This window comes from Cupriavidus sp. FW305-46 (genome assembly GCF_058787075.1).
Genome location: NZ_JBYSZI010000045.1, coordinates 39,830 through 60,721 on the forward strand (window position 1 = coordinate 39,830; position 20,892 = coordinate 60,721).

The following is a 20,892-nucleotide window of genomic DNA, read 5'->3' on the forward strand; positions in this document are numbered from 1 at the left end:
TGTGCTGTCTCGGGTCACAGGGCATCGCCGCCGGTCTCGCCGGTGCGGATGCGGATGACCTGCTCGATCGGTGCCACGAAGATCTTGCCGTCGCCGATCTTGCCGGTGCGGGCCGATTTCTCGACCGCCTCGATGGCGCGCTCGACCACGTCGTCGGGCACCGCCACCTCGATCTTCACCTTGGGCAGGAAGTCGACGATGTATTCGGCGCCGCGGTACAGCTCGGTGTGGCCCTTCTGGCGGCCGAAGCCTTTCACTTCGGTCACGGTAATGCCGGACACGCCCACGTCCGACAGCGCTTCGCGCACTTCGTCGAGCTTGAACGGCTTGATGACTGCGATGATGAGTTTCATCCGATTTCTCCTCGGGGCAGGCCGGTGCTGCCCGCCCGGCCTGCGGCAATGATTAGAAAGTCTTGGTGATCGAGGCCCAGGCCGTGGCCTTGCCCAGGTAGCGGCCGCGGTTGGCGCTGGTGTAGGCCACTTCCTTGGCGTTGGTATCGACATAGGCAACCGCCAGCGCGAAGCCCTTGCCCAGGTCCTTGGTCAGGCCGATCTTCCAGTCGGTGTACGAGGCGTCGCTGTTGTGCTTGACGCCCTGGTAGCCGACGTGCGCGTTCAGCGTCAGGTCCCAGAAATTCAGCGGGACATTGGCGCTCAGATCGACGTAGTAGCTGTTCTTGCTGTCGGCCCAGCCAAACAGGTTGGTGACCGAGTGCGAGTACTTGAGCATGACCGGGCCCCAGCCGATGCCGGCGTACAGTTCCGTGGTGTAGGGGCGCGGGTTGTTGTAGCCGCCCGGGTAGTAGTACTCGAGCACGCCCAGGTCATAGTTGAACTCGGTGCCGGCGACCTTGAAGGTGTTCTTGAAGCCGCCGTAGAAATCCATTTCGACCGGGGCCGAGACCGCCGGGTTGGCATCCTCGAGCCAGCTGATGCTGGAGTTCCAGTTGCCCACATAGAAGCCGCTTTCGTGGGCGTAGTCAAAGCCACCCTGGATGGCCGGGCGCAGGTTGGTCTGGCTGATGCCGCGATAGCGGTAGTCCGAGACCAGCGACACGTTGGCCGTGAACGTATGCGGCGATGCCGGCTCGGCAGCGGCGGCGGCCGGTGCCGGGGCCGCCGCTTCCGTGCTTTGCGCGTAGGCGGTGGCGGCGGCACTGGTCAGGACAACCGCGCTGACTGCAAGGGCCAACTTCTTCATGGGTTTCTTCTCCTTATTCCTGAGGCTCGGATTTCGTTTATTGGATTTCGGTGATTCAATGAGGCAGGCGCACCTACTACTGCAACTGCCATGCCAGCTCCCCGGAAATCTGCGGTCCATGGCGGCCGTGATGGCGTGCCGTGACCAAAGCCAGACTTGAATCTGCCCTGCAGCGAAGCCAGATCGGGTTAAAAGGTGTGAACGCCGATGCGCCGGAGCTTTCGCCCACGTGCCTCACGGGCGATAATTGAGTCCTGACGGTGGCTGCGTGCGCGACACCCAGGCTGCGCGCCCGCAATCGGGGCGCCCAATTCCTGTGCGAAAGCGCGCTAAACGCCAGATGCCCACCCGGATTGGCACCAGTTAGGTGCGCAAAGGAGAAACCATGAAACCGACCGATCTCTTCAACGACCTGCAGAACAAGGTCAGCGAGGCGCTGCGCAACTCGCCGGCAAGGGACATCGAAAAGAACGTGCGCAGCATGATGACCCAGGGCTTTGCCAAGCTGGACCTGGTCACGCGCGAGGAATTCGACGTCCAGTCGCAGGTGCTGGCCCGCACCCGCGCCCGCCTGGAGGAACTGGAGGGCCGCGTGGCGGAGCTTGAGCGCCGCGCCGGCATCACGCCCGGCGCCGGCTCGGTGGACTCGACCGGGGGCGCGTGAGCACGCCGGTCCTGCCCGATCCAACCCGCCGCCTGAAGGCCGCCACCCCTGGCGGCCTTTTTCGTTAACAGTTCGATGACATGAGCCTTGCCGTCCTACGCAGCCGGGCACTGACCGGCATCGCCGCGCCGTCGGTGCGGGTCGAGACCCACCTCGCCAACGGCCTGCCGGCATTCACCATCGTCGGCCTGGCCGACACCGGCGTGCGCGAAAGCCGCGAGCGCGTGCGCGCCGCCATCCTCAACAGCGGTTACGAGTTCCCCAACCGCCGCATCACCGTCAACCTGGCCCCGGCCGACCTGCCCAAGGAATCCGGCCGCTTCGACCTGGCCATCGCGCTGGGCATCCTGGCCGCCAGCGGCCAGATTCCGTCCGAGGCACTGGATGCACATGAGTTCGCCGCCGAGCTGTCCCTGTCCGGCGAACTGCGCCCCGTGCGCGGCGCGCTGGCCATGGCCATGGGCCTGGCGCGCGACAACGCCGCCGCCGGCGAGTCGCCGCGCGCCTTCCTGGTGGCCGCAGGCAATGGCGCCGAAGCCGCGCTGATCGAGGACCTGGCGGTGCATGCCGCGGCCACGCTGCGCCAGGCCTGCGACCACCTCTGCCCCGTGCCGGAGGCACGGCTGCCCCGCGCCATGCCGGCGTTGCTGCCCGCCACCACGGACCGCGGCCCCGACATGCGCGACGTGCGCGGCCAGGCCCAGGCGCGCCGGGCCATGGAAGTGGCCGCCGCCGGCCAGCACTCCGCCCTGCTGGTGGGGCCGCCGGGCACCGGCAAGTCGATGCTGGCGCAGCGCCTGCCCGGGCTGCTGCCGCCGATGACGCTGCAGGAAGCACTGGAGTCCGCCGCGGTCATGAGCCTGACGCCGGGCGGCTTCCGCACCGCGCTATGGGGCCAGCGCCCGTTCCGGTCGCCGCACCACACGGCATCCGGGCCGGCCATGGTCGGCGGCGGCGGCAACCCGCGCCCGGGCGAGATCTCGCTGGCGCACCACGGCGTGCTGTTCCTGGACGAGCTGCCCGAATTCGACCGCAGGGTGCTGGAAGTCCTGCGCGAGCCGCTGGAATCCGGCCGCATCACCATCGCCCGCGCCGCCGGCCACGCCGACTTCCCCGCCTGCTTCCAGTTCGTCGCGGCGATGAACCCCTGCCCGTGCGGCTACCTCGGCCATCCCGACCGCCCCTGCCGCTGCACGCCCGACCAGGTGCGGCGCTACCAGTCCCGCATCTCCGGCCCGATGCTCGACCGCATCGACCTGCAGGTGGAAGTCCCCGCGCAGGACCAGGGCGAGATGCTCGACGGCCCGCCCGGCGAACCCAGCGCCATGGTGCGCACCCGCGTGCTGGCCGCGCGCGAGCGCCAGCTGGCCCGGCAGGGCAAGCCCAACAATGAACTCGGCGGACGCGAGATCGAACAGCACTGCACGATGGAACCGCAGGCGCAGGCGCTGCTGCGCGGCGCGATGACGCGGCTGGCGTGGTCGGCGCGTTCGTACTACCGCGTGCTGAAGGTGGCCCGCACCATCGCGGACCTGGAAGGTGCCGAGGTGCTGACCGCCGCGCATGTGGGCGAGGCGATCCAGTACCGGCGGGCGTTGCGGATGGCGGGCGGTTGAATGCTTAACCTAAAAGCGATGCCAGCGTCGCAGCCCCCACCGGATCCATCTCCTTGGGCACCTCGCGCCGCGCCAGGCACCCCTGCATGTCCGACGCGATCGCCTTGCCCAGTTCCACACCCCACTGGTCATAGGCATGGATGCCCCAGATCGCGGCCTGCACGAAGACCTTGTGCTCGTACAGCGCGATCAGCGCGCCCAGCGATGCGGCGTCGAGCGTGTCGAGCCAGAGCAGGCTGACCGGCACGTTGCCGGGGAAGGTGCGATGCGGCGCGAGCCGCTCGGCTTCCTGCGGCGGCAGGCCGAATGCCGCCAGCGCGGCCAGCGTTTCATCGTGGGCGCGTCCTCGATGCCCGCGTCTTGCGCCAGGGCCAGCAGCGCTTCATGGACAGCGCGGTTGATGCGTTGCCGTGTGAAGTCCAGTTCGATGCCGGCAGCCGACAAGCGCGCGTAGTCGCCACGGCCCGGCTCGTGCACCAGTTCACGCAGATGCGGCAGCGGCTGCGCGGCCAGCGCGCCAAGAGCCCGCCATGCAGGGCATTCGGTCAGCCGCATCACGCCTCCTCCGACCACTGCACGCCTTCGCGCGCCATGAACGCCGACGATGCCGCCGGGCCCCAGGTGCCGGCGGTATAGGGGCGCGGACCTTGGTCCTGCTGGCGCCACGCTTCCAGGATCGGGTCGACCCAGGTCCAGGCGGCCTGCAGTTCGTCGCGCCGCACGAACAGCGCCAGCCGGCCGCGGATCACGTCGAGCAGCAGGCGCTCGTAGGCTTCGGCGCGCCGGGTGGTGAAGGCCGAGTCCAGGTTCAGCGCCAGGCTCAGCGGTTTCAGCTTCATGCCCTCGCCCGGCTGCTTGACCATCAGCGTCAGCCGCACCGATTCCTCCGGCTGCAGCCGGATCACCATGCGGTTGGGCTGCAGCGTGCTGCCGGCATCGAAGATCGAATGCGGCACCTCGGCGAAGTTGATCACCACCTCGGTCACGCGCTCCTGCATGCGCTTGCCGGTGCGCAGGTAGAACGGCACCTTGTTCCAGCGCCACGTGCCCAGCTCGGCGCGCATCGCGACGAAGGTCTCGGTGCGGCTGTCGGGCGGAATGCCTTGTTCCTGCAGGTAGCCGCGCACCAGCTCGCCGGCGATGGCGCCCGCGGTGTACTGGCCGCGCACGGTATTGCGGCGCACGTCCTCGGGCGACATCGGCCGCAGCGAGCGCAGCACCTTGAGCTTTTCATCGCGCACCGCATCGGAGGTGAGCGATGCCGGCGGCTCCATCGCCAGGATGCTGACCAGCTGCAGCAGGTGGTTCTGCACCATGTCGCGCATGGCGCCGGCCTCGTCGTAGAAGCCGCCGCGCGTGCCCACGCCCACGGTCTCGGCCACGGTGATCTGCACGCTGCGCACGAACGGCGTGCGCCACAGCGGCTCGAAGATCGAATTGCCGAAGCGCAGCGCCATCAGGTTCTGCACCGTTTCCTTGCCCAGGTAGTGGTCGATCCGGTAGGTGCGGTCCTCGCTGAAGTAGCGGCTGACCACCTCGCCGATGCCGATGGCCGAGGCCAGGTCCACGCCCAGCGGTTTTTCCAGCACCAGCCGCGTGTCGTTGGCGATCAGGCCATGGCTGGCAAGGTTGTCGCACGTGGCCGCGAACAAGCCGGGCGGCATCGCCATGTAGTAGATGCGCAGCGCGTCCTGGCGCAGCTGCGCGGCCAGCGCCGGATAGTCCCCGGACTGCGAGGCGTCAACGTGCACGAAATCCAGCCGCTGCAGGAAGGTCTGCCATTTGGCCGGCTCGAGATAGCGCGCTTCGACAAAGGGTTGCGCGCTTTCATCGGCAAAATTGACAAAGGCCTCGCGGTCCCAGCGGTGCCGGCCCACGCCGATGATGCGGGTGCCGTCGGGCAGGTTGCCGTCGCGGTGGCACATGTATAGCGATGGCAGCAGCTTGCGCGCCGACAGGTCGCCGGCGCCGCCGAAGATGACGAGGTCCAGCGGCCGCGCGTCGGCAGTGCCGGAAGAAGAGGCGGTTCGGGTGGTTTGCATGACGGACTCCTTGCTTGCCGGGGCGGCGTGGGGCGGTATTGGGGCAGTATTGGCCAGCTCAGCGCGTCTCGGTCACCTTGCGCAGGTACTGCGGCTGGTCGGGATTGCGGCCGCGCGCCAGCGCCAGCGCCTGCGCCGCGACATAGAAGCTCTGGATGGCGCAGACCGGATCGAGCTGCGGATGGCCGGCCGGCACCAGCGGCAATTCCAGGGGCAGCTCCGCATCAACCGTGCCAGGAGGCGCCGCCAGCAGCACGCGCGCGCCACGCTTGCGCATCTCGGCGGCCAGCGCCAGCAGCCCGGCCTGTTCCGGTCCGCGCGGCGCGAACACCAGCAGCGGGTAGCCGTCGCCGATGATTTCCATCGGACCGTGCCGCACTTCGGCGCCGGAGAAAGCCTCGGCCTGGATGCCGGAGGTCTCCTTGAGCTTGAGCGCCGCTTCCTGTGCGATCGCCAGGCCCGCGCCGCGGCCCAGCACGATCATGCGCTCGACGTCGCGCAGCGCGGGCACCAGCGCCGACCAGTCCTGCGCGGCCGCTTGCGCCAGCGCGGCCGGCAAGCCTGCGCAGGCATCGACCAGCTCGCGCTCGCCGCTGCGCGCGGCCTCGAGATGCCCCACCAGCAGCGCCGACATCGACAGCATGGCGATATAGCTCTTGGTCGCGGCCACGCTCTGCTCGGGGCCGGCAAGCAGCGGCAGTTCATGCGCGCACGCCTGCGCCAGCGGCGAATCCGGGGCGTTGACCAGCGCCACGGTGGCGGCGCCGCCGTCGCGCAGCGCCTGCATGGTCTCGACCAGGTCGGGGCTGCGGCCCGACTGCGAGAACGCCACCGCCAGCTGCCCGGCCACGCGCAGCGCGCTGTCGTGCAGCGTCACCGTCGACATCGGCAGCGAAGCCACCGGCACGCCCAGGCGGCGCGTGACCAGCGTGGCGAAGTAGCTGGCGGCATGGTCCGAGCTGCCGCGCGCCACGGTCAGCGCCGCGGGCCAGGCCTGCGCGGCGAGTTGCGCAGCGAGCGCGGCCACGCGCGGCGCCTGCGCCAGCTGCGCAGCCACCACGGCCGGCGCACTCAGCGCCTCTTCAAGCATTCTCGACACAGCATTCTCCTTCGACATAAACGGTGCGCACCGAGAGCGCGCGGTCCAGCACGACCACGTCGGCCCAGCAGCCCTGTGCCAGCAGGCCGCGGTCGGACATGCCCAGGTACTGGGCCGGATACAGCGACACGCGCCGCGACGCATCGGCCAGGTCCAGCCCGATCGAAACGAAGTTGCGCAGCGCCTGGTCCATGGTCAGCACGCTGCCGGCCAGGGTGCCGTCGGCCAGGCGCACGCTGCCGTGGACCTTGTAGACGGTCTGGCTGCCCAGGTGGTACACGCCGTCCGGCATGCCCGCGGCGGCGGTGGCATCAGTCACCGCATACAGCCGCGGGATCGCGCGCAGCGCGGCGCGGATGGCGCCGGGGTGTACGTGCAGCAGGTCGGGGATCAGCTCGGCAAATTCGGCATGGGCCAGCGCTGCCGCCACCATGCCGGGTGCGCGATGCTGCAGCGGGGTCATCGCGTTGAACAGGTGGGTGAAGCCGCTGGCGCCGGCGTCCAGCGCGGCCACCGCGTCTTCATAGGTGCCCAGCGTGTGGCCCAGCTGCACGCGCACGCCGCGCGCGGCCAGCAGGCGGATGATGTCCAGATGTCCCGGCAGTTCGGGCGCCAGCGTCACCACCTTCAGCGGCGCGGCGCCCAGGTACTGCTCCAGTTCTTCGGGCGTGGCAGTGGCCGAGGTATCCGGCTGCGCGCCCAGCTTGCCGGGGTTGATATACGGCCCTTCCAGGTGCACGCCCAGCATGCGCGCCGCGCCGGGCGGGCGCTGCGCGCAGGCCCGGTTCAGCGCCTGCAGTGCGGGCAGCAGCACGTCGCGCGGCGAGGTCATGGTGCTGCCCAGCAGGCTGGTGGTGCCAAAGCGCACATGCGCGCGCAGGATCACCGGCACCGCGGCCTCGCCATCCATGAAGTCCTTGCCGCCGCCGCCGTGGTTGAGCAGGTCGACAAACCCCGGCAGCACGTACGGGGCATCGTTGTGCTCAGGCGTGGCGGGCACGCCCTCGATGCGCGCGATGCGTCCGTCCGGGCCGGCATGGATCTCTCCGAAGATCCAGCCGGCCGGCGTCAGGATGTTCCCTTTCATGGCAATGCTCTCCAATACATTGGAATCACCGGCCAGCCGCCGTCAGAACAGGTGGATGATGCCGGCATAGGCGCCCTGCTGGTTCGCCCCGGCGCCCGGCATGGTGTCCGGCGACGCCTCCACCGAAAAGGTGGCATTGCGCGAGTTGAACACCGACGCCACCGTGCCATACAGCGAGGTGCGCTTCGACAAGTCATACTTTGCGCCCAGTGTGACAAGCGTGCCATGCCCGCCGCTCTTGTTCAGGGTGGCGTAGTAGACGCCGGACAGCAGCGTCAGCGCCGGCAGCAGGCGGTAGTTGGCGCCGACCCATGCCATCTGGCTGCGCGTGGCGGCGTAGGGGTTCTCCGGCGTGGCCACGGTACCGCCCGAGGACACGGTCAGGTTGTAGCCGGCGAACAGGCGCAGGTTGTTCAGCGCATAGCTGCTGCCGAGCGTGTACTGGCGCGAATTGCCATACAGGTTGTCCATGCGGCCCTGCGCGTCGCGCAGTTCCTCGTAGATGCCGGTCAGGTTCAGGTTGCCCTGCGCGTACTTGACGGCCGCGCTCAGCTGCTTGCCGCTGTTGAAGCTGCCCGCCACGCCGTCGCTGCCGGCCTGCGCGCGCACGCTCAGCCCGCCCCACACCGGCGAGTTGTAGGTCACGGCATTGGCGCGCGAGCCCCAGTTGCGGCCATAGACCAGCGTGGCGACCGAACTGGCCTGCAAGCCCATCGGGTCGATCGCGCCGCTCTCGTCGTCGGTCAGGCTCATGGCCCGGCCCAGCAGCAGCGCGCCCCAGTTGTTGCTGGCCAGGCCCACCTGCGCGCGGCGGTTGAACAGCGGATCGGAGCGCCCGGTGCCGGAGGTGATCATGCCCTCCAGGTTGAACACCCCGCGCAGGCCGCCGCCAAGATCCTCGGCGCCGCGCATGCCCCAGAAGCTGACGCCGTACTGGTTGCTGCCGAAGCGAAAGGTGTCCACGTCGCCGCCCGGGCGGGCGATGCCGCTGACATAGTCGAGGCCGGCCACGGCGCGGCCGTACAAGGTGATGCCGGTGCCGGCGGACTGGGCGCAGGCGCCCCCGGCCGACGCTGCGAGCAGCGCCGTCAGTGCAATGCGTTTCACGATCAATGACTCCTGGATAGGCAGACGGTATCCACCGGCGCGGCTGTCGTCGCGGCCGTCGTTGTTGTGGCCGATGGGAAAGGTCGACCGCAGCCGCGCACGGCTGCGGCGGCGGGGGTCAGGTGGGCATGGCTTGCAGGGCGCGCTCGAAGGCGGCCGCGTGTCCGTCGGCGGCATGGCCGAAGGCGATGTGGGCGGTGTCATCGCCGATCCACATCAGCTGGCTGCCGGCAAGGTGGTCGGCACGCACCCGGGCGCGCTCGCGCACCACCACGCGCAGCCGCGTCAGTGCCACCACGCCGACCGAGGCGATATTGGCGGCGCCGCCCAGTGCATCGATCCACCAGGCGGGATCGAAGGCGCCGGCAACCGGCACGGGCGCCTGGGTTGCAGCGGCGGGCGCAGCAGCCACCACGGCCGTGGCCTGCGGCGCCTGCTGCAGCACCGCGCGGATATCACCGGCAACCTGCTCGGCCTGCGGCCCGATCACCACCTGCACCACATTGGGCGGGCGCTTGAGCACGCCGCGCACGCCCAGCGCCTTGAGCCGCGGCTCTGACACCGCGCTGATATCGGCCACATTCAGCCGCAGACGCGTGGTGCAGGCATCGACCACGACCAGGTTGGCAAGGCCGCCCAGCGCTTCGACATACTGTTGCGCCACGCTGCCCGCGGCCGGCTGCGCGCCACCGTCGACGGCCGCCACGGGCACCACTTCATCGCGGCCCGGCGTCAGCAGGTTGAAGCGGCGGATGAAGAAGCGGAACAGCCCGTAATAGACCAGCGCATAGGCCAGCCCCAGCGGAATCGCCAGCCAGCCGCGGCTGGACAGCCCGTAGCCCAGCACATAGTCGATCGCGCCCGCCGAGAAGGTGAAGCCCAGCCGGATATCGAGCGCATGGCACAGCGCCATCGACAGCCCGGTCATCAGCGCATGCAGGCCGTACAGCACCGGCGCCAGGAACATGAAGCTGAACTCGATCGGCTCGGTGATGCCGGTCAGGAACGAGGTCAGCGCCATCGAGAACAGCATGCCGCCCACCAGCGCGCGCCGCGCCGGCGGCGTCTCGTGGTACATCGCCAGGCAGGCGGCGGGCAGGCCGAACATCATCACCGGGAAAAAGCCGGTCATGAACAGGCCCGCGCCGGGGTCGCCGGCAAAGTAGCGGTGCAGGTCGCCCGATACCGCCGCCCCCGTGGCCGGATCGGCGTAGCTGCCGAACACGAACCACGCCAGCATGTTGATCAGGTGGTGCAGCCCGGTCACCAGCAGCAGCCGGTTCAGCAGCCCGAACACAAAGGCGCCGGCCGAACCCGCCGTGGTCAGCCACGCGCCGGCCGCGTTGATGCCGGCCTGCACCGGCGCCCACGCATAGGCCAGCACGATGCCCAGCAGCAGGCAGCACAGGGCGGTGACGATGGGCACGAAGCGCTTGCCGGCGAAGAAGCCCAGATGGGGTGGCAGCGCGACGTTGCGATAGCGGTTGTAGAGCCCGCCCGCCACCGCTCCGGCGACGATGCCGGCCAGCACGCCCATGTCGAGCGACTTGTCGATGGTCTTCATCACCGTGGTCAGCACCAGGTAGCCGATGGTGCCGGCCAGCGCCGCCGCGCCGTTGTTGTCGCGCGCAAAGCCCACCGCCACGCCGATCGCGAACAGCAGGGCCAGGTTGGCAAAGACCGCATTGCCGGCCTCGGCCATCAGCTTGATGTCGAATACGTCGGGCTGGCCCAGGCGCAGCAGCAGGCCGGCCACCGGCAGCACCGCAATCGGCAGCATCAGCGTGGCGCCCAGGCGTTGCACCCTGGGCAGCAGGTCCATCTTCATTGGCGTTCTCCGAATCTGTGCGCGCGTGGCGCGTATTGGGTTGTGGTCGACCGGCGCTTATGCCGGCCAGTAGCGGCGGCACGCGTCGCGCACCGCTGCGGCTGACGGCAGCCGCAGCAGTTCGCCTGCGCGCTGCCGGCAATCGGCATGCGAGAGCGCGCGCACGCGCGCCTTGACGCCCGGCACCAGCCCGGCGTCGACGGAAAGCTCGGTCACGCCCAGCCCGACCAGCACCGGCACGGCCAGCGGGTCGCCCGCCAGCGCGCCGCACACGCCTACCCAGCGCCCGTGGCGCGCGGCGCCCTCGGTGGTGGCGGCGATCATGCGCAGCACCGCGGGATGCAGGCCGTCCATGCGCGCCGCCAGTTCCGGCTGGCAGCGGTCCATGGCCAGGGTGTACTGGGTCAGGTCGTTGGTGCCGATCGAGAAGAAATCGGCGTGCTCCGCCAGCTGGTCGGCCAGCAGCGCGGCGGACGGGACTTCGATCATCACGCCGACCTCGATCTCGGGATCGGCGCCGGCTTCGGCCGCCAGCGCACGGATGCGTTCGCGCCAGGCCAGCAGTTCGCCGACCTCGCTGACCATCGGCAGCAGGATGCGCAGCGGCGCGCTCGCGCGCACGGCCAGCAGGCCGCGCAGCTGGTCGTCCAGCAGTTGCGGGCGCACCTGTGCCAGGCGCACGCCGCGCAGGCCCAGGGCGGGGTTGTCTTCGGCAGGCAGGTGCAGCCAGGCGGCGTCCTTGTCGGCGCCGATATCAAGCGTGCGCACGATCGCGCTGCGGCCCTGCAGGGCATCGGCAATGGCCTGGCAACTGGCGGTATGGTCCGCCGCCGCGGGGGCTGCGTCGCCGTGCAGGAACAGCAGTTCGGTGCGCAGCAAGCCGACCGCATCGGCACCATGCGCCACGGCATTGCGGGCGTCGTCGAGGCTGCCGATATTCGCGGCCACCTCGACAGGCACGCCGTCGCGGGTACTGGCGGCGGCGTGCGCGGCGCGCAGGTCGGCCTCGTGCTGCTGCGTGCGCAGCCTGACGGCGCTGGCGGCGGCGGCCAGCAAATGCGCATCGGGGCAGGCGTGCAGGCGGGCGCTGTCGCCGTCGGCGATGACCGGCGTGCCGTCCTGCAGGCGCTCCAGCGCGCTGCCCAGCGCCACCAGGCAAGGGATGCCGAGCTGGCGCGCGATGATGGCCGCGTGCGAGGTCGGGCCGCCGCGCGCCATCACCAGTGCGGCAACCCGGGTGCGGTCCAGTCCGGTCAGGTCGGAGGGCGTGAATTCCCCGGCGGCCAGCACGATGACATCGCCGTCGGCGGCCGGTGCGGGCAGCTGGACCGGGACACTGCCCGCCGGGGCCAGCGCACGCAGCACGCGCTTGCCCAGATCCAGCAGGTCGGCGGCACGTTCGGCCATGCGGCGGTCGGCCATCGCGGAAAGCATGGCGGCTTCGGCCCGGGTGGCCTCGCGCCAGGCAAAGCCCGCGCTCTTGCCGGCGGCGATCATGGTCTCGGCCGCGGCCTGCAGGGCCGGGTCTTCCAGCAGCGCGCGATGCATGGCGAAGATGCCGGCCTCGGCGCCGGCGCGGCGCGCGGCGGCTTCGCTCTCATGGGCCAGCTGGGCGTCGATGGCCGCCAGCGCGGCGCGCAGGGTCTCGCGCTCGGCAGCAATGCCCTGGCCGGCCTCGGCCGGCTCCGGCGTGGTCTCGCGCCACCAGTGCAGCGTGCCGATCGCGATGCCGGGGGCGGCGGCCACGCCGGGGATGCCACCCGCCGGCAGGTCGGCGCCCGGGCCGGGCTGCGCCACCGATGCGGCCACCGTGGGTACGGGTTCTTCTTCGCCCACGCCGGCGCGTTGCAGTTCGTACGCGACCGCATCGAGCGCGGCGCCGGCATCGCGCCCGGTCGCGACCAGCTCGACCGTGGCGCCCTCGCCGGCGGCCAGGCCCAGCAGCGCCACCAGGCTGGCCAGGCTCGCCTGCCGGCCGCCGTAGTGCAATGCGACGGTGGCGTCCAGGCCGCGCGCGGCTTCGCGCGCCCGTGCCGCGGGCCGGGCGTGCAGGCCGCCCGGGCAGGCCAGCGTGACCGAGCGCCGCTGTTCGGCCGCGGTCGCGTGGTCTTCCCGCGCAGGCGCCGCAGCATTCGCGGCACGCACCTGCAGCAGCACCGTGCGGCCTGCCTCGGCCTGCGCCGCGTCGGTCCTGGCGGCGACCGTGAAGGCATCGCCATTGGCGATCGCCATCACCGTCACCAGGCTCGGCGCCTGCTGCGCGACGCGGTCGACATCGAAACGGATCAGCGCATCGCCCTGGCGCACGGCAGCGCCCTGCGCCACGCAAGGCGCAAAGCCTTCGCCGCGCAGCGACACCGTATCGATGCCGACATGCAGCAGCACCTGCGCCCCGCACGGGGCCTGCAGCGTCAGGGCGTGGCCGGTAGCAGCCAGGTGGACGATGGTGCCGTCGCAAGGCGCCACGAGCGTGTCGCTCAGGGGGTCGATGGCCAGGCCGTCGCCGAACATGCCGTCGGCAAAAACCGGGTCCGGCACCGCCGCGAGGGGAAGCAGCACTCCGCTCACCGGAGCCCGCAGCAACAGGGTTTCGCTCGTCTCAGCCATCTTGCTTCCAGAAATCGCGGCAGCCGGCGCGGGAATGCGGCGGCGCCAGGGTCAGGGGAAAGATAGACGGCCACCGACAATAAAAATACCAGTGAAAACCACTACAACGCTATTGTATCTAAGTGGCATCTTTATTGAGGTGAGGCAAAGCAGCGCTTGCACGGCCCGCACATTTGGCAGATTCATCACACAATCCTTGAAGACGGCCAGGATTTCCCTCAACCCCGGCAGCGCTTTCCGCCAGCATAATCAGTGAAACCTTTTTAATACCAATTGACGACAAGCGAGGCTGTGGCGCCTTCATCACCCAGGCGGCGCAAGTCCATCCACATCGACTTGACATGTCCTAAAGTGGTATCATCATCCCCCACATTCTGGTACCTACGAGGATTCGCAATGGATCAACGGCTGCAGGCCCTCAAGCCAGACGAAGCGGAGGCGACGCCGATCTACCTGCAAGTGGCGCGCAGGCTGGCTGCGGCCATCCAGGCCGGCCAATGGCGGGTGGGCGACGCGCTGCCGTCCGAGCGCACGCTGGTGGATTCACTGGGGATTTCACGCGTCACGGCCCGGCGCGCGCTGCAGATGCTGGCAGAGGAAGGCGCGATCACGCGCAGCCGCGGCGCGGGCACCTTTATCGCGCCGCGCCCTGAGCAGAAAGCGGCGCGGCTGGACAACTTCAGCGAGCTGGCGCGCCGGCGCGGCATGACGCCGGCCAGCGAGCTGGTGGCGTTCGAACGCCGCCGCGCCACGACGCAGGAGGCCGCGGCGCTGGCACTGCCGGAAGGCGAAGAGATCGTCAGGCTGACCCGGCTGCGCAAGGCCGACGGCCAGACCTTCTGGATGGACGTGACCACGCTGGCGCTGGCGGTTCTGCCGGACGCCAGCGCCATCGGCGAATCACTCTATGCCTACCTGGAGCGGATCGGCCAGCCAGTGCTGCGCGTGACCGAGAAGCTGCGCGCGATCGTCGCCAGCGAGGAACTGGCCACGCGCCTGAATATCGCGCCGGGGGAGCCGCTGCTGCATATCCTGCGCACCGGCTATACCCATGGCGACAAGCCGGTCGAACTGACCGACGCCTACTGCCTGAACGACTTCTACGAGCTCAAGCAGTAGCGGCCGGCCACAGGCGGCTCGACCGGGGATGGGGTCGGGTCTTCCTCTGGCGGCAACGGCAAGTTCGGAGGCACGCCCGGCGGCGCGGGCTCTTCGTCCGGGGGCACGGTATGGCGCGGCTGCAAGCGCGCACCGGCGTAGGGGTTCAGCGAGGCGGGCATGCGGAGTCTCCGTGACCGGGGTACCTCCTCATTGAAGCAAACCCGGCCAGTGCGCGCCAGTGTTGATCGAGGCCCCGTTCAGGCGTGCTGCCGGCGCACGAAGAACAGCGCCGCGCCCACCGCCATCAGCACGCTGCCGAAAAATCGGTTCTGCCAGCGCACCGCGCGCGCATTGCGGAACAGCCCCTGCATACGCGAAGCCAGCAGCGCATAGCCATGCATCACCACCAGGTCCACGCAGCACATGGTGGCCGCCAGGATCGCCAGCTGCAGCGCCAGCGGCCGGTTGGGATCGATGAACTGCGGCAGCACCGCGACCATGAAGATGATGCCCTTGGGGTTGGTCACATTGGTCAGCAGGCCGGCGGCAAAGCGCCGGCGCCGGCTCATCACCGCCACGCGCGCGGGGGCGGCGCTGCCACCGCTGCCACCCTGGTCCGCCCCGCTCTCCACCTGCGCGCGCCATTGCTGCACGCCGAGGTAGATCAGGTACAGCGCGCCAATCGTCTTGACCACCATGAAGGCCTGCTCCGAGGCCAGCAGCAGCGCGCCCAGGCCGCCGCCCGCCACCAGCAGCACGATCACCAGCCCGGCCTGCAGGCCGAAGATGGTGGTAGTGGTCCTGCGCAGCCCGTACGAGAGCCCATGGCTCATCGACAGCACCGCGCCCGACCCTGGCGACACGGCGATCACCCAGCACGCGGCGAAATAAGCCAACCAGACTTCCCAACGCATTCCAACTCTCCTTTGACGACTACCATGCCGGGGCCACGATCCCGCAGCCACGGCACAAACAATGTTTCCTGCGGCGCGGCGCGTCAGAACGGGTGGAAGCCGCCCAGGAACTGCTCCACCTGCTCGGCCTGGCGCGCGTCGCGCGCGGCATCGCCCGATTCCAGCACCACCGCCTGGTACGCGCGCGTACCCACGGCCACCAGGCGCGCCGTCAGCCGGCGCGGCGACTGGTCCTGCGGCGACACCCCGCTCGCCTGCACTTCCACGCCGGCAAGCGGGCGGCCCGGACGGTCTGCACTCATCACGGTGACGGGCCGCGCGCGCGGCTCGCCCGAGGGCGTGCCAAGGTTGGCCAGCAGGCCGGCCTGCATCGCCGCGAGCGCCTCGCGCCGCAGCGCTTCGTCATCGGCGGGCAGCGTCACCACGCCCACGGCGAACAGCGTGTCGTCGACGCGCGCGGCTTCCATCGTCATCGGCAGCTTGCGCCCGGCAATGGTCACATCGCGCGCGGCGCTGGTGGGCTTGCCCGGGTAGAGCGCGGCATAGGCGCCCTCGCCGGACTGGATGGTGCGCCAGTCATAGCGCGGCGAACAGGCGCACAGGGCAAATGCCAGCACAGCGGCACAGCACAGCAGCGGCCGGCGGACAGCGGCAGGAAAGCTCGGCGGGGGCGGCACAAGACGCATCGGGAATCCATGGGGGAACGGCGCGCACAGGCTGCGGGCGGCGCTGGCGGGCGCCATCGCCTGCGGGCGGAAACCGGTATTATCCCGAAAGCGGCGCGCCAGTGCTTGCCGCGCCGCTCCCACTGCCCCACTGCCCCCGGTTTCCACCATGCCTGCCGCCCGCATCGCCAGCCACGCCTTTGCCATCACCAGCTTGCGCTGGGTGGCCGCGAGCGCGTTGCTGGCAGCCGCGACCGGCATGCCCGCCGCCGCCAGCCCCGCCCACCTGCCGCCGGCCACCGACCTGGGCGCCCACGGCACCGAGGCCGCGCGCCGCGGCGAGCCGCTGGTGGTGCTGGTGTCGATGCCGGGCTGCAGCTATTGCGATGCCGTGCGCCGCAACTACCTGGGCCCGCAGGCCGCCGCCGGCGAAATTGCCGTGCGCGAGCTCGACATGACCGCCGACACCCCGCTACGCGATGCCGACGGCAGCCTGACCACCGCGCGCGCGTGGGCCCGCGCGCACCAGGTGCGGGTGGCGCCCACGGTGCTGTTCCTGGACCGCCAGGGCCGCGCCGCCGCCGGCCCGCTGCGCGGCATGCAGCCGGATTTCTACGGCGCCTACCTGGAACAGGCGCTGGACCAGGCACGCGCCGCCATCGCCACCCGGCGCTGAACCGGTTGGGGCGCTTGCGGCAGATTGCCGCAGCCCGGCCCCGCGCAGCGCGCGAACGCCCGCGGCATTAGAATGTCCCATTGCTGACCGAACCTGCCTGACCCGGATTCCATGACCACTGCTGCCCCTGCCACCAAAACCTCCCGCAAGCCCTGGCCCATCGTCGTGGCCGTGGTCGTGCTCGCGCTGCTGGGCTGGTTCGGCTACCGCGCGCTGTCGCCGGCCAATACGGCCCCGGCGGCCACCTTCACGCTGCTGTCGGGCGAGAAGGTCAGCACCGCCGACCTCAAGGGCAAGGTCTACATGATCAATTTCTGGGCCACCAGCTGCGCCACCTGCGTCAAGGAAATGCCGGACATGGTCCGCACCTATGAGCAGTTCAAGGGCAAGGGGCTGGAATTCGTCGCCGTGGCGATGAACTACGACCCGCCCATGTATGTGATGAACTACGCCAAGACGCGCGGCCTGCCGTTCAAGGTGGCGATGGATTCCGACGGCAGCGCGGCCAAGGCCTTCGGCAATGTGCAGCTGACGCCGACCACCTTCGTGGTCGACAAGGACGGCCGCATCCTGAAGCGCTATGTGGGCGAGCCCGAGTGGGATGCGCTGCACAAGCTGCTGGATGGCGCGCTGGCAAAGTCCGCGTAACGTTCCCGGCGGCAACCGCAGCAAAAAGGTGCTCATCGAGCACCTTTTTTTGTTTTTACGCATGATCGCCAGGGCAGCAGGTTGCGCGACATCCCTGTATGGATATACAGTTGGCGCCAGCCTTTTCTGAGCCATCCCCGAGCCCCGCCTGTGACTTTGGACCTAGCCCCCGCCACCGACCTCGCGGCCCCTGAAGCCGATGACGTCCCCGCCTACCTGTCCCGGCTCAACCCGGAGCAGCGCGCCGCGGTGGAACACGGCAGCGACGCGCCGCTGCTGATCATCGCCGGCGCCGGCTCGGGCAAGACCAATACGCTGGCGCACCGGGTCGCGCACCTGGTGCTGGCCGGCGCCGATCCGCGCCGCATCCTGCTGCTGACGTTCTCGCGCCGCGCCGCGGCCGAGATGGGACGGCGCGTCGAGCGCATCGTCGACCAGGCACTCGGCACCCAGACCGGCGCGGGGCGCGCGGCGCTGCAGTGGTCCGGCACCTTCCACGCCATCGGCGCGCGCCTGCTGCGCGAATACGCCGAGACCCTGGGCCTGTCGCCTGCCTTCACCATCAGCGACCGCGGCGATGCCGCCGACCTGATGCACGTGGTGCGCCACGACCTGGGCCTGTCCGAGACCGCCAGCCGCTTCCCGAAGAAGGAAACCTGCCTGGCGATCTACTCGCGCGTGGTCAATACCCAGGCGCCGCTGGAAGACGTGCTCAAGCAGCAGTTCCCGCGCTACGCGATGTGGGCCGATGCGCTGCGCACCCTGTTCGCCGGCTATGTCGAGGCCAAGCAGAAGCAGCATGTGCTGGACTATGACGACCTGCTGCTGTACTGGGCGCAGGCCATGGCCGAGCCCACCATCGCGCAGGACATGGGCGCGCGCTTCGACCACGTGCTGGTCGACGAATACCAGGACACCAATGCGCTGCAGGCGTCGATCCTGCTGGCCATGCGGCCGGACGGCCGCGGCCTGACTGTGGTGGGCGACGACGCGCAGTCGATCTACGCTTTCCGCGGCGCCACCGTGCGCAATATCCTGGACTTCCCGGCTCGGTTCACGCCGGCCGCGCAGCAGGTCACGCTGTCGCAGAACTACCGCTCGACGCAGCCGATCCTGCAGGCCGCCAACGCCGTGATCGGGCTGGCGGCCGAGCGCTATACCAAGGACCTGTGGTCCGAGCGCGCCTCGGCCGAAAAGCCCGGCGTGATCGTGGTCAACGATGAGGCCGACCAGGCCCGCTACGTGGTCGAGCAGGTGCTGGCACGGCGCGAGGCGGGCCTGACGCTGATGGCACAGGCGGTGCTGTTCCGCGCCGCCGACCACAGCGCGCAGGTAGAGATCGAGCTGGCCCGGCGCAATATCCCGTTCGTGAAGTTCGGCGGGCTGAAATTCCTGGAATCGACCCACGTCAAGGACGTGCTGGCGGTGGTGCGCTGGCTGGAAAACCCGCGCGACCGCATGGCGGGCTTCCGCACGCTGCAGCTGCTGCCCGGCATCGGCCCCAAGACCGCGGCGCGCGTGCTCGATGCGATGGCGCTGGCCACCGAGCCCTTGTTCTCGCTGGAGGAATTCGAGCCGCCGCCGGCCGCCGCACCCGCCTGGGCCGACCTGCTGGCACTGGCGCGCGCGCTGATGGCGCCCACCTCGCCGTGGCCGTCGGAATTCGAGCAGGTGCTGGCCTGGTACGCGCCGCACCTGGAGCGCCTGCACGACGACGCCGCCGCGCGCCAGGCCGACCTGCAGCAACTGGAGCGCATCGCCGCCACCTACGGCGCGCGCGAGCGCTTCCTGACCGAGCTGACGCTGGACCCGCCCAGCGCCTCCAGCGATGAATCCGGCGTGCCCTCGCGCGACGAGGACTACCTGATCCTGTCGACCATCCATTCGGCCAAGGGGCAGGAGTGGAAGGCAGTGTATGTGTTGAACGCCGTGGACGGGTGCATGCCGAGCGATCTGGCGACGGGCACGACCGAGGAGATCGAGGAAGAGCGGCGCCTGCTGTATGTGGCGATGACGCGGGCCAAGGACCATCTGGACGTCATCGTGCCGCAGCGGTTCTACGTGCACCAGCAGGTGGGATTTGGCGACCGGCATGTGTATGCGTCGCGTACGCGATTCATCCCGAATCGCGTGATGCCGAATTTCCACAGCCGGTCATGGCCGCCGCCGCCGATGCCTGGCGAAGGGTCAGTGAAACCGGCGTTGGCGCCGGTGGACCTGGCCAGCCGGATGCGGAATATGTGGCGGTGAGGGTCAGATTTCTCTCGCCGTGCTCCCCTCTCCCGCGCGCGGGAGAGGGGAGAAAACAAGCGGCCGGCCAACGCCACAGCCGCTCGTTGATCCGGCCTTACCCCACCCGCTCCAACAACAACCCCTTCAGATACTCCCCTTCCGGGAAGGCTGCCAGCATCGGGTGATCGGTGCCAGCCGACAGCCTGCGCAGGATGCGCGCATCCGCCCGCGCATCGGTCACCGCGCCTGCCACGATCTTCTGGAAGAGTTCCATGCTGATCGCGCCCGAGCACGAATACGTGAACAGCAGACCGCCCGGCCGCAGCAGCTGCGTGCCGACCAGGTTGATCTCCTTGTACGCACGCGCGGCACGGTCGATATGCTGCGCCGACGGCGCGAACTTGGGCGGGTCCAGCACGATCAGGTCGAACTGACGCCCTTCGGCGCGGAATTCGCGCAGCGTCTTGAACACGTCGGCGTCTAGCCACGCCGCGCGCTCCGGGTCGAAGCCGTTCAGCGTCACGTTGCCCGCCGCGATCTTTAGCGCCTCGCCCGACGAATCGATCGACGTCACCGCTTTCGCGCCGCCGCGCAGCGCGGCCAGCGAGAAGCCGCCGGTATAGCAGAAGCAGTTCAGCACCTCGCGCCCGGCGGCCAGGTCGCCCACCAGCTTGCGGTTGTCGCGCTGGTCGACATAGAAGCCGGTCTTGTGGCCATTGCGCACGTCGACGTAGTAGCGCACGCCGTGTTCTGTGACCGACAGCGCCGGATCCGGCTCGGCGCCGGCCAGCACGCCCGTCACCAGCTCCAGGCCTTCGCGCTGGCGCACGGCGGCGTCGGAACGCTCATAGACGTTGGGGCAGCCGGTTTCCTTGACCAGTGCCTGCACGATCGCGGTCTTCCAGTGTTCCACGCCGGCCGAATTGAACTGGCACACCAGCTGGCCCTTATCACCGTTGCCGTAGTAATCGACGATCAGGCCGGGCAGCCGGTCGGATTCGCCGAAGATCAGCCGCACTGCGTCGCTGTCCTTCACCCATTGGCGCCGGTAGGCAATGGCCGCGGCCACGCGGCGCTTGAACAGGGCGTGGTCGACCGGCTCGTTTTCATCGAAGGTCCACGCGCGCGCGCGGATCTGCGACTCGGGGCTGTAGGCGGCCTTGGCCAGGAAGCGGCCGTCGGCGGCGCGCACGATCACGGTCGCGCCCGGCTCGCAGCGCCCTTCGGTCGTGGCAATGCCGGTGGCGTAGATCCACGGGTGGCGGCGCAGCAGGGATTTTTCCTTGCCGGGTTTCAGGGTGATGGTGTTCATGTCGATCAGGGAGAATGCATGCCGCTGCGGAAACACTTCCCACGCAGCGGTCGGGCTCCCCTCTCCCGCACGGCGGGAGAGGGGTTGGGGG

At 69.7% G+C, this 20,892-nt stretch carries 19 protein-coding genes; 6 read left to right on the forward strand and 13 right to left on the reverse strand.

Annotation, left to right across the window (positions count from 1 at the left end):
- Positions 1–14: 14 nt before the first annotated feature.
- Both AC3WON_RS21210 and AC3WON_RS21215 read right to left on the reverse strand, forming a co-directional pair.
- Positions 15–353: a P-II family nitrogen regulator gene (locus AC3WON_RS21210; protein WP_010814843.1), complete on the reverse strand. Its 339-nt coding sequence runs from the start codon at positions 351–353 to the stop codon at positions 15–17.
- A 52-nt stretch (positions 354–405) separates the two neighbouring features.
- Positions 406–1,203 (reverse strand): TorF family putative porin, encoded by a 798-nt coding sequence (locus AC3WON_RS21215; protein ID WP_492318920.1) that lies wholly within the window; start codon positions 1,201–1,203, stop codon positions 406–408.
- A gap of 385 nt (positions 1,204–1,588) precedes the next feature.
- Here AC3WON_RS21215 and AC3WON_RS21220 point away from each other — a divergent pair, with 385 nt between their 5' ends.
- Positions 1,589–1,867, forward strand: coding sequence for an accessory factor UbiK family protein (locus AC3WON_RS21220; protein ID WP_010814845.1), 279 nt, complete (start codon positions 1,589–1,591; stop codon positions 1,865–1,867).
- A gap of 80 nt (positions 1,868–1,947) precedes the next feature.
- Positions 1,948–3,483 carry a YifB family Mg chelatase-like AAA ATPase gene (locus AC3WON_RS21225; protein WP_492352683.1) on the forward strand — a complete coding sequence of 512 codons (1,536 nt, stop codon included), beginning with the start codon at positions 1,948–1,950 and terminating at the stop codon, positions 3,481–3,483.
- A gap of 4 nt (positions 3,484–3,487) precedes the next feature.
- Here the strand turns inward: AC3WON_RS21225 and AC3WON_RS21230 are convergent, their stop codons facing one another.
- The 8 genes from AC3WON_RS21230 to ptsP all read right to left on the reverse strand — a co-directional run bounded on the left by AC3WON_RS21230 (position 3,488) and on the right by ptsP (position 13,253).
- Positions 3,488–3,730, reverse strand: a complete 243-nt coding sequence (locus AC3WON_RS21230; protein WP_492352684.1) for a phosphoglucose isomerase-related protein — start codon at positions 3,728–3,730, stop codon at positions 3,488–3,490.
- Positions 3,673–4,038: a hypothetical protein gene (locus AC3WON_RS21235; RefSeq protein WP_492352685.1), complete on the reverse strand. Its 366-nt coding sequence runs from the start codon at positions 4,036–4,038 to the stop codon at positions 3,673–3,675. The genes AC3WON_RS21230 and AC3WON_RS21235 overlap by 58 nt, the downstream gene beginning before the upstream one ends.
- Positions 4,038–5,525: a glucose-6-phosphate dehydrogenase gene (gene zwf, locus AC3WON_RS21240; RefSeq protein WP_492340227.1), complete on the reverse strand. Its 1,488-nt coding sequence runs from the start codon at positions 5,523–5,525 to the stop codon at positions 4,038–4,040. Before zwf ends, AC3WON_RS21235 begins: the two co-directional genes overlap by 1 nt.
- Positions 5,526–5,583: 58 nt before the next feature.
- On the reverse strand, positions 5,584–6,615 hold the full coding sequence (locus AC3WON_RS21245) for an SIS domain-containing protein (RefSeq protein WP_492352694.1): 1,032 nt from the start codon (positions 6,613–6,615) through the stop codon (positions 5,584–5,586).
- Positions 6,608–7,711, reverse strand: a complete 1,104-nt coding sequence (nagA, locus tag AC3WON_RS21250; RefSeq protein ID WP_492352686.1) for an N-acetylglucosamine-6-phosphate deacetylase — start codon at positions 7,709–7,711, stop codon at positions 6,608–6,610. Before nagA ends, AC3WON_RS21245 begins: the two co-directional genes overlap by 8 nt.
- A gap of 42 nt (positions 7,712–7,753) precedes the next feature.
- Positions 7,754–8,818, reverse strand: coding sequence for a porin (locus tag AC3WON_RS21255; protein ID WP_492352687.1), 1,065 nt, complete (start codon positions 8,816–8,818; stop codon positions 7,754–7,756).
- Positions 8,819–8,936: 118 nt separating this feature from the next.
- Positions 8,937–10,640, reverse strand: a complete 1,704-nt coding sequence (nagE, locus tag AC3WON_RS21260; RefSeq protein WP_492352695.1) for an N-acetylglucosamine-specific PTS transporter subunit IIBC — start codon at positions 10,638–10,640, stop codon at positions 8,937–8,939.
- A gap of 63 nt (positions 10,641–10,703) precedes the next feature.
- On the reverse strand, positions 10,704–13,253 hold the full coding sequence (gene ptsP / locus AC3WON_RS21265) for a phosphoenolpyruvate--protein phosphotransferase (RefSeq protein ID WP_492352688.1): 2,550 nt from the start codon (positions 13,251–13,253) through the stop codon (positions 10,704–10,706).
- Positions 13,254–13,649: 396 nt separating this feature from the next.
- On the opposite strand from ptsP, the gene AC3WON_RS21270 reads away from it, so the two are divergent.
- Positions 13,650–14,372, forward strand: a complete 723-nt coding sequence (locus tag AC3WON_RS21270) for a GntR family transcriptional regulator (protein WP_492318912.1) — start codon at positions 13,650–13,652, stop codon at positions 14,370–14,372.
- A gap of 239 nt (positions 14,373–14,611) precedes the next feature.
- Here AC3WON_RS21270 and AC3WON_RS21275 read toward each other — a convergent pair whose 3' ends face one another.
- Both AC3WON_RS21275 and AC3WON_RS21280 read right to left on the reverse strand, forming a co-directional pair.
- Positions 14,612–15,268, reverse strand: a complete 657-nt coding sequence (locus tag AC3WON_RS21275) for a LysE family transporter (RefSeq protein ID WP_492352689.1) — start codon at positions 15,266–15,268, stop codon at positions 14,612–14,614.
- 83 nt (positions 15,269–15,351) lie between these two features.
- The gene (locus AC3WON_RS21280) at positions 15,352–15,954 is read right to left on the reverse strand and encodes a hypothetical protein (RefSeq protein WP_010814855.1); all 603 of its coding nucleotides are present in this window, start codon (positions 15,952–15,954) and stop codon (positions 15,352–15,354) included.
- Positions 15,955–16,102: 148 nt separating this feature from the next.
- Here AC3WON_RS21280 and AC3WON_RS21285 point away from each other — a divergent pair, with 148 nt between their 5' ends.
- From AC3WON_RS21285 to AC3WON_RS21295, 3 genes are all read left to right on the forward strand, one after another.
- Positions 16,103–16,609, forward strand: a complete 507-nt coding sequence (locus AC3WON_RS21285; protein ID WP_492352690.1) for a SoxW family protein — start codon at positions 16,103–16,105, stop codon at positions 16,607–16,609.
- Between the two features lie 111 nt (positions 16,610–16,720).
- The gene (locus tag AC3WON_RS21290; protein WP_492352691.1) at positions 16,721–17,257 is read left to right on the forward strand and encodes a TlpA disulfide reductase family protein; all 537 of its coding nucleotides are present in this window, start codon (positions 16,721–16,723) and stop codon (positions 17,255–17,257) included.
- A 150-nt stretch (positions 17,258–17,407) separates the two neighbouring features.
- Positions 17,408–19,507, forward strand: a complete 2,100-nt coding sequence (locus tag AC3WON_RS21295) for an ATP-dependent helicase (RefSeq protein ID WP_492352692.1) — start codon at positions 17,408–17,410, stop codon at positions 19,505–19,507.
- Between the two features lie 97 nt (positions 19,508–19,604).
- On the opposite strand, the gene AC3WON_RS21300 is transcribed toward AC3WON_RS21295, so the two are convergent.
- The gene (locus AC3WON_RS21300) at positions 19,605–20,801 is read right to left on the reverse strand and encodes a class I SAM-dependent rRNA methyltransferase (protein WP_492318907.1); all 1,197 of its coding nucleotides are present in this window, start codon (positions 20,799–20,801) and stop codon (positions 19,605–19,607) included.
- Between the last annotated feature and the right edge of the window lie 91 nt (positions 20,802–20,892).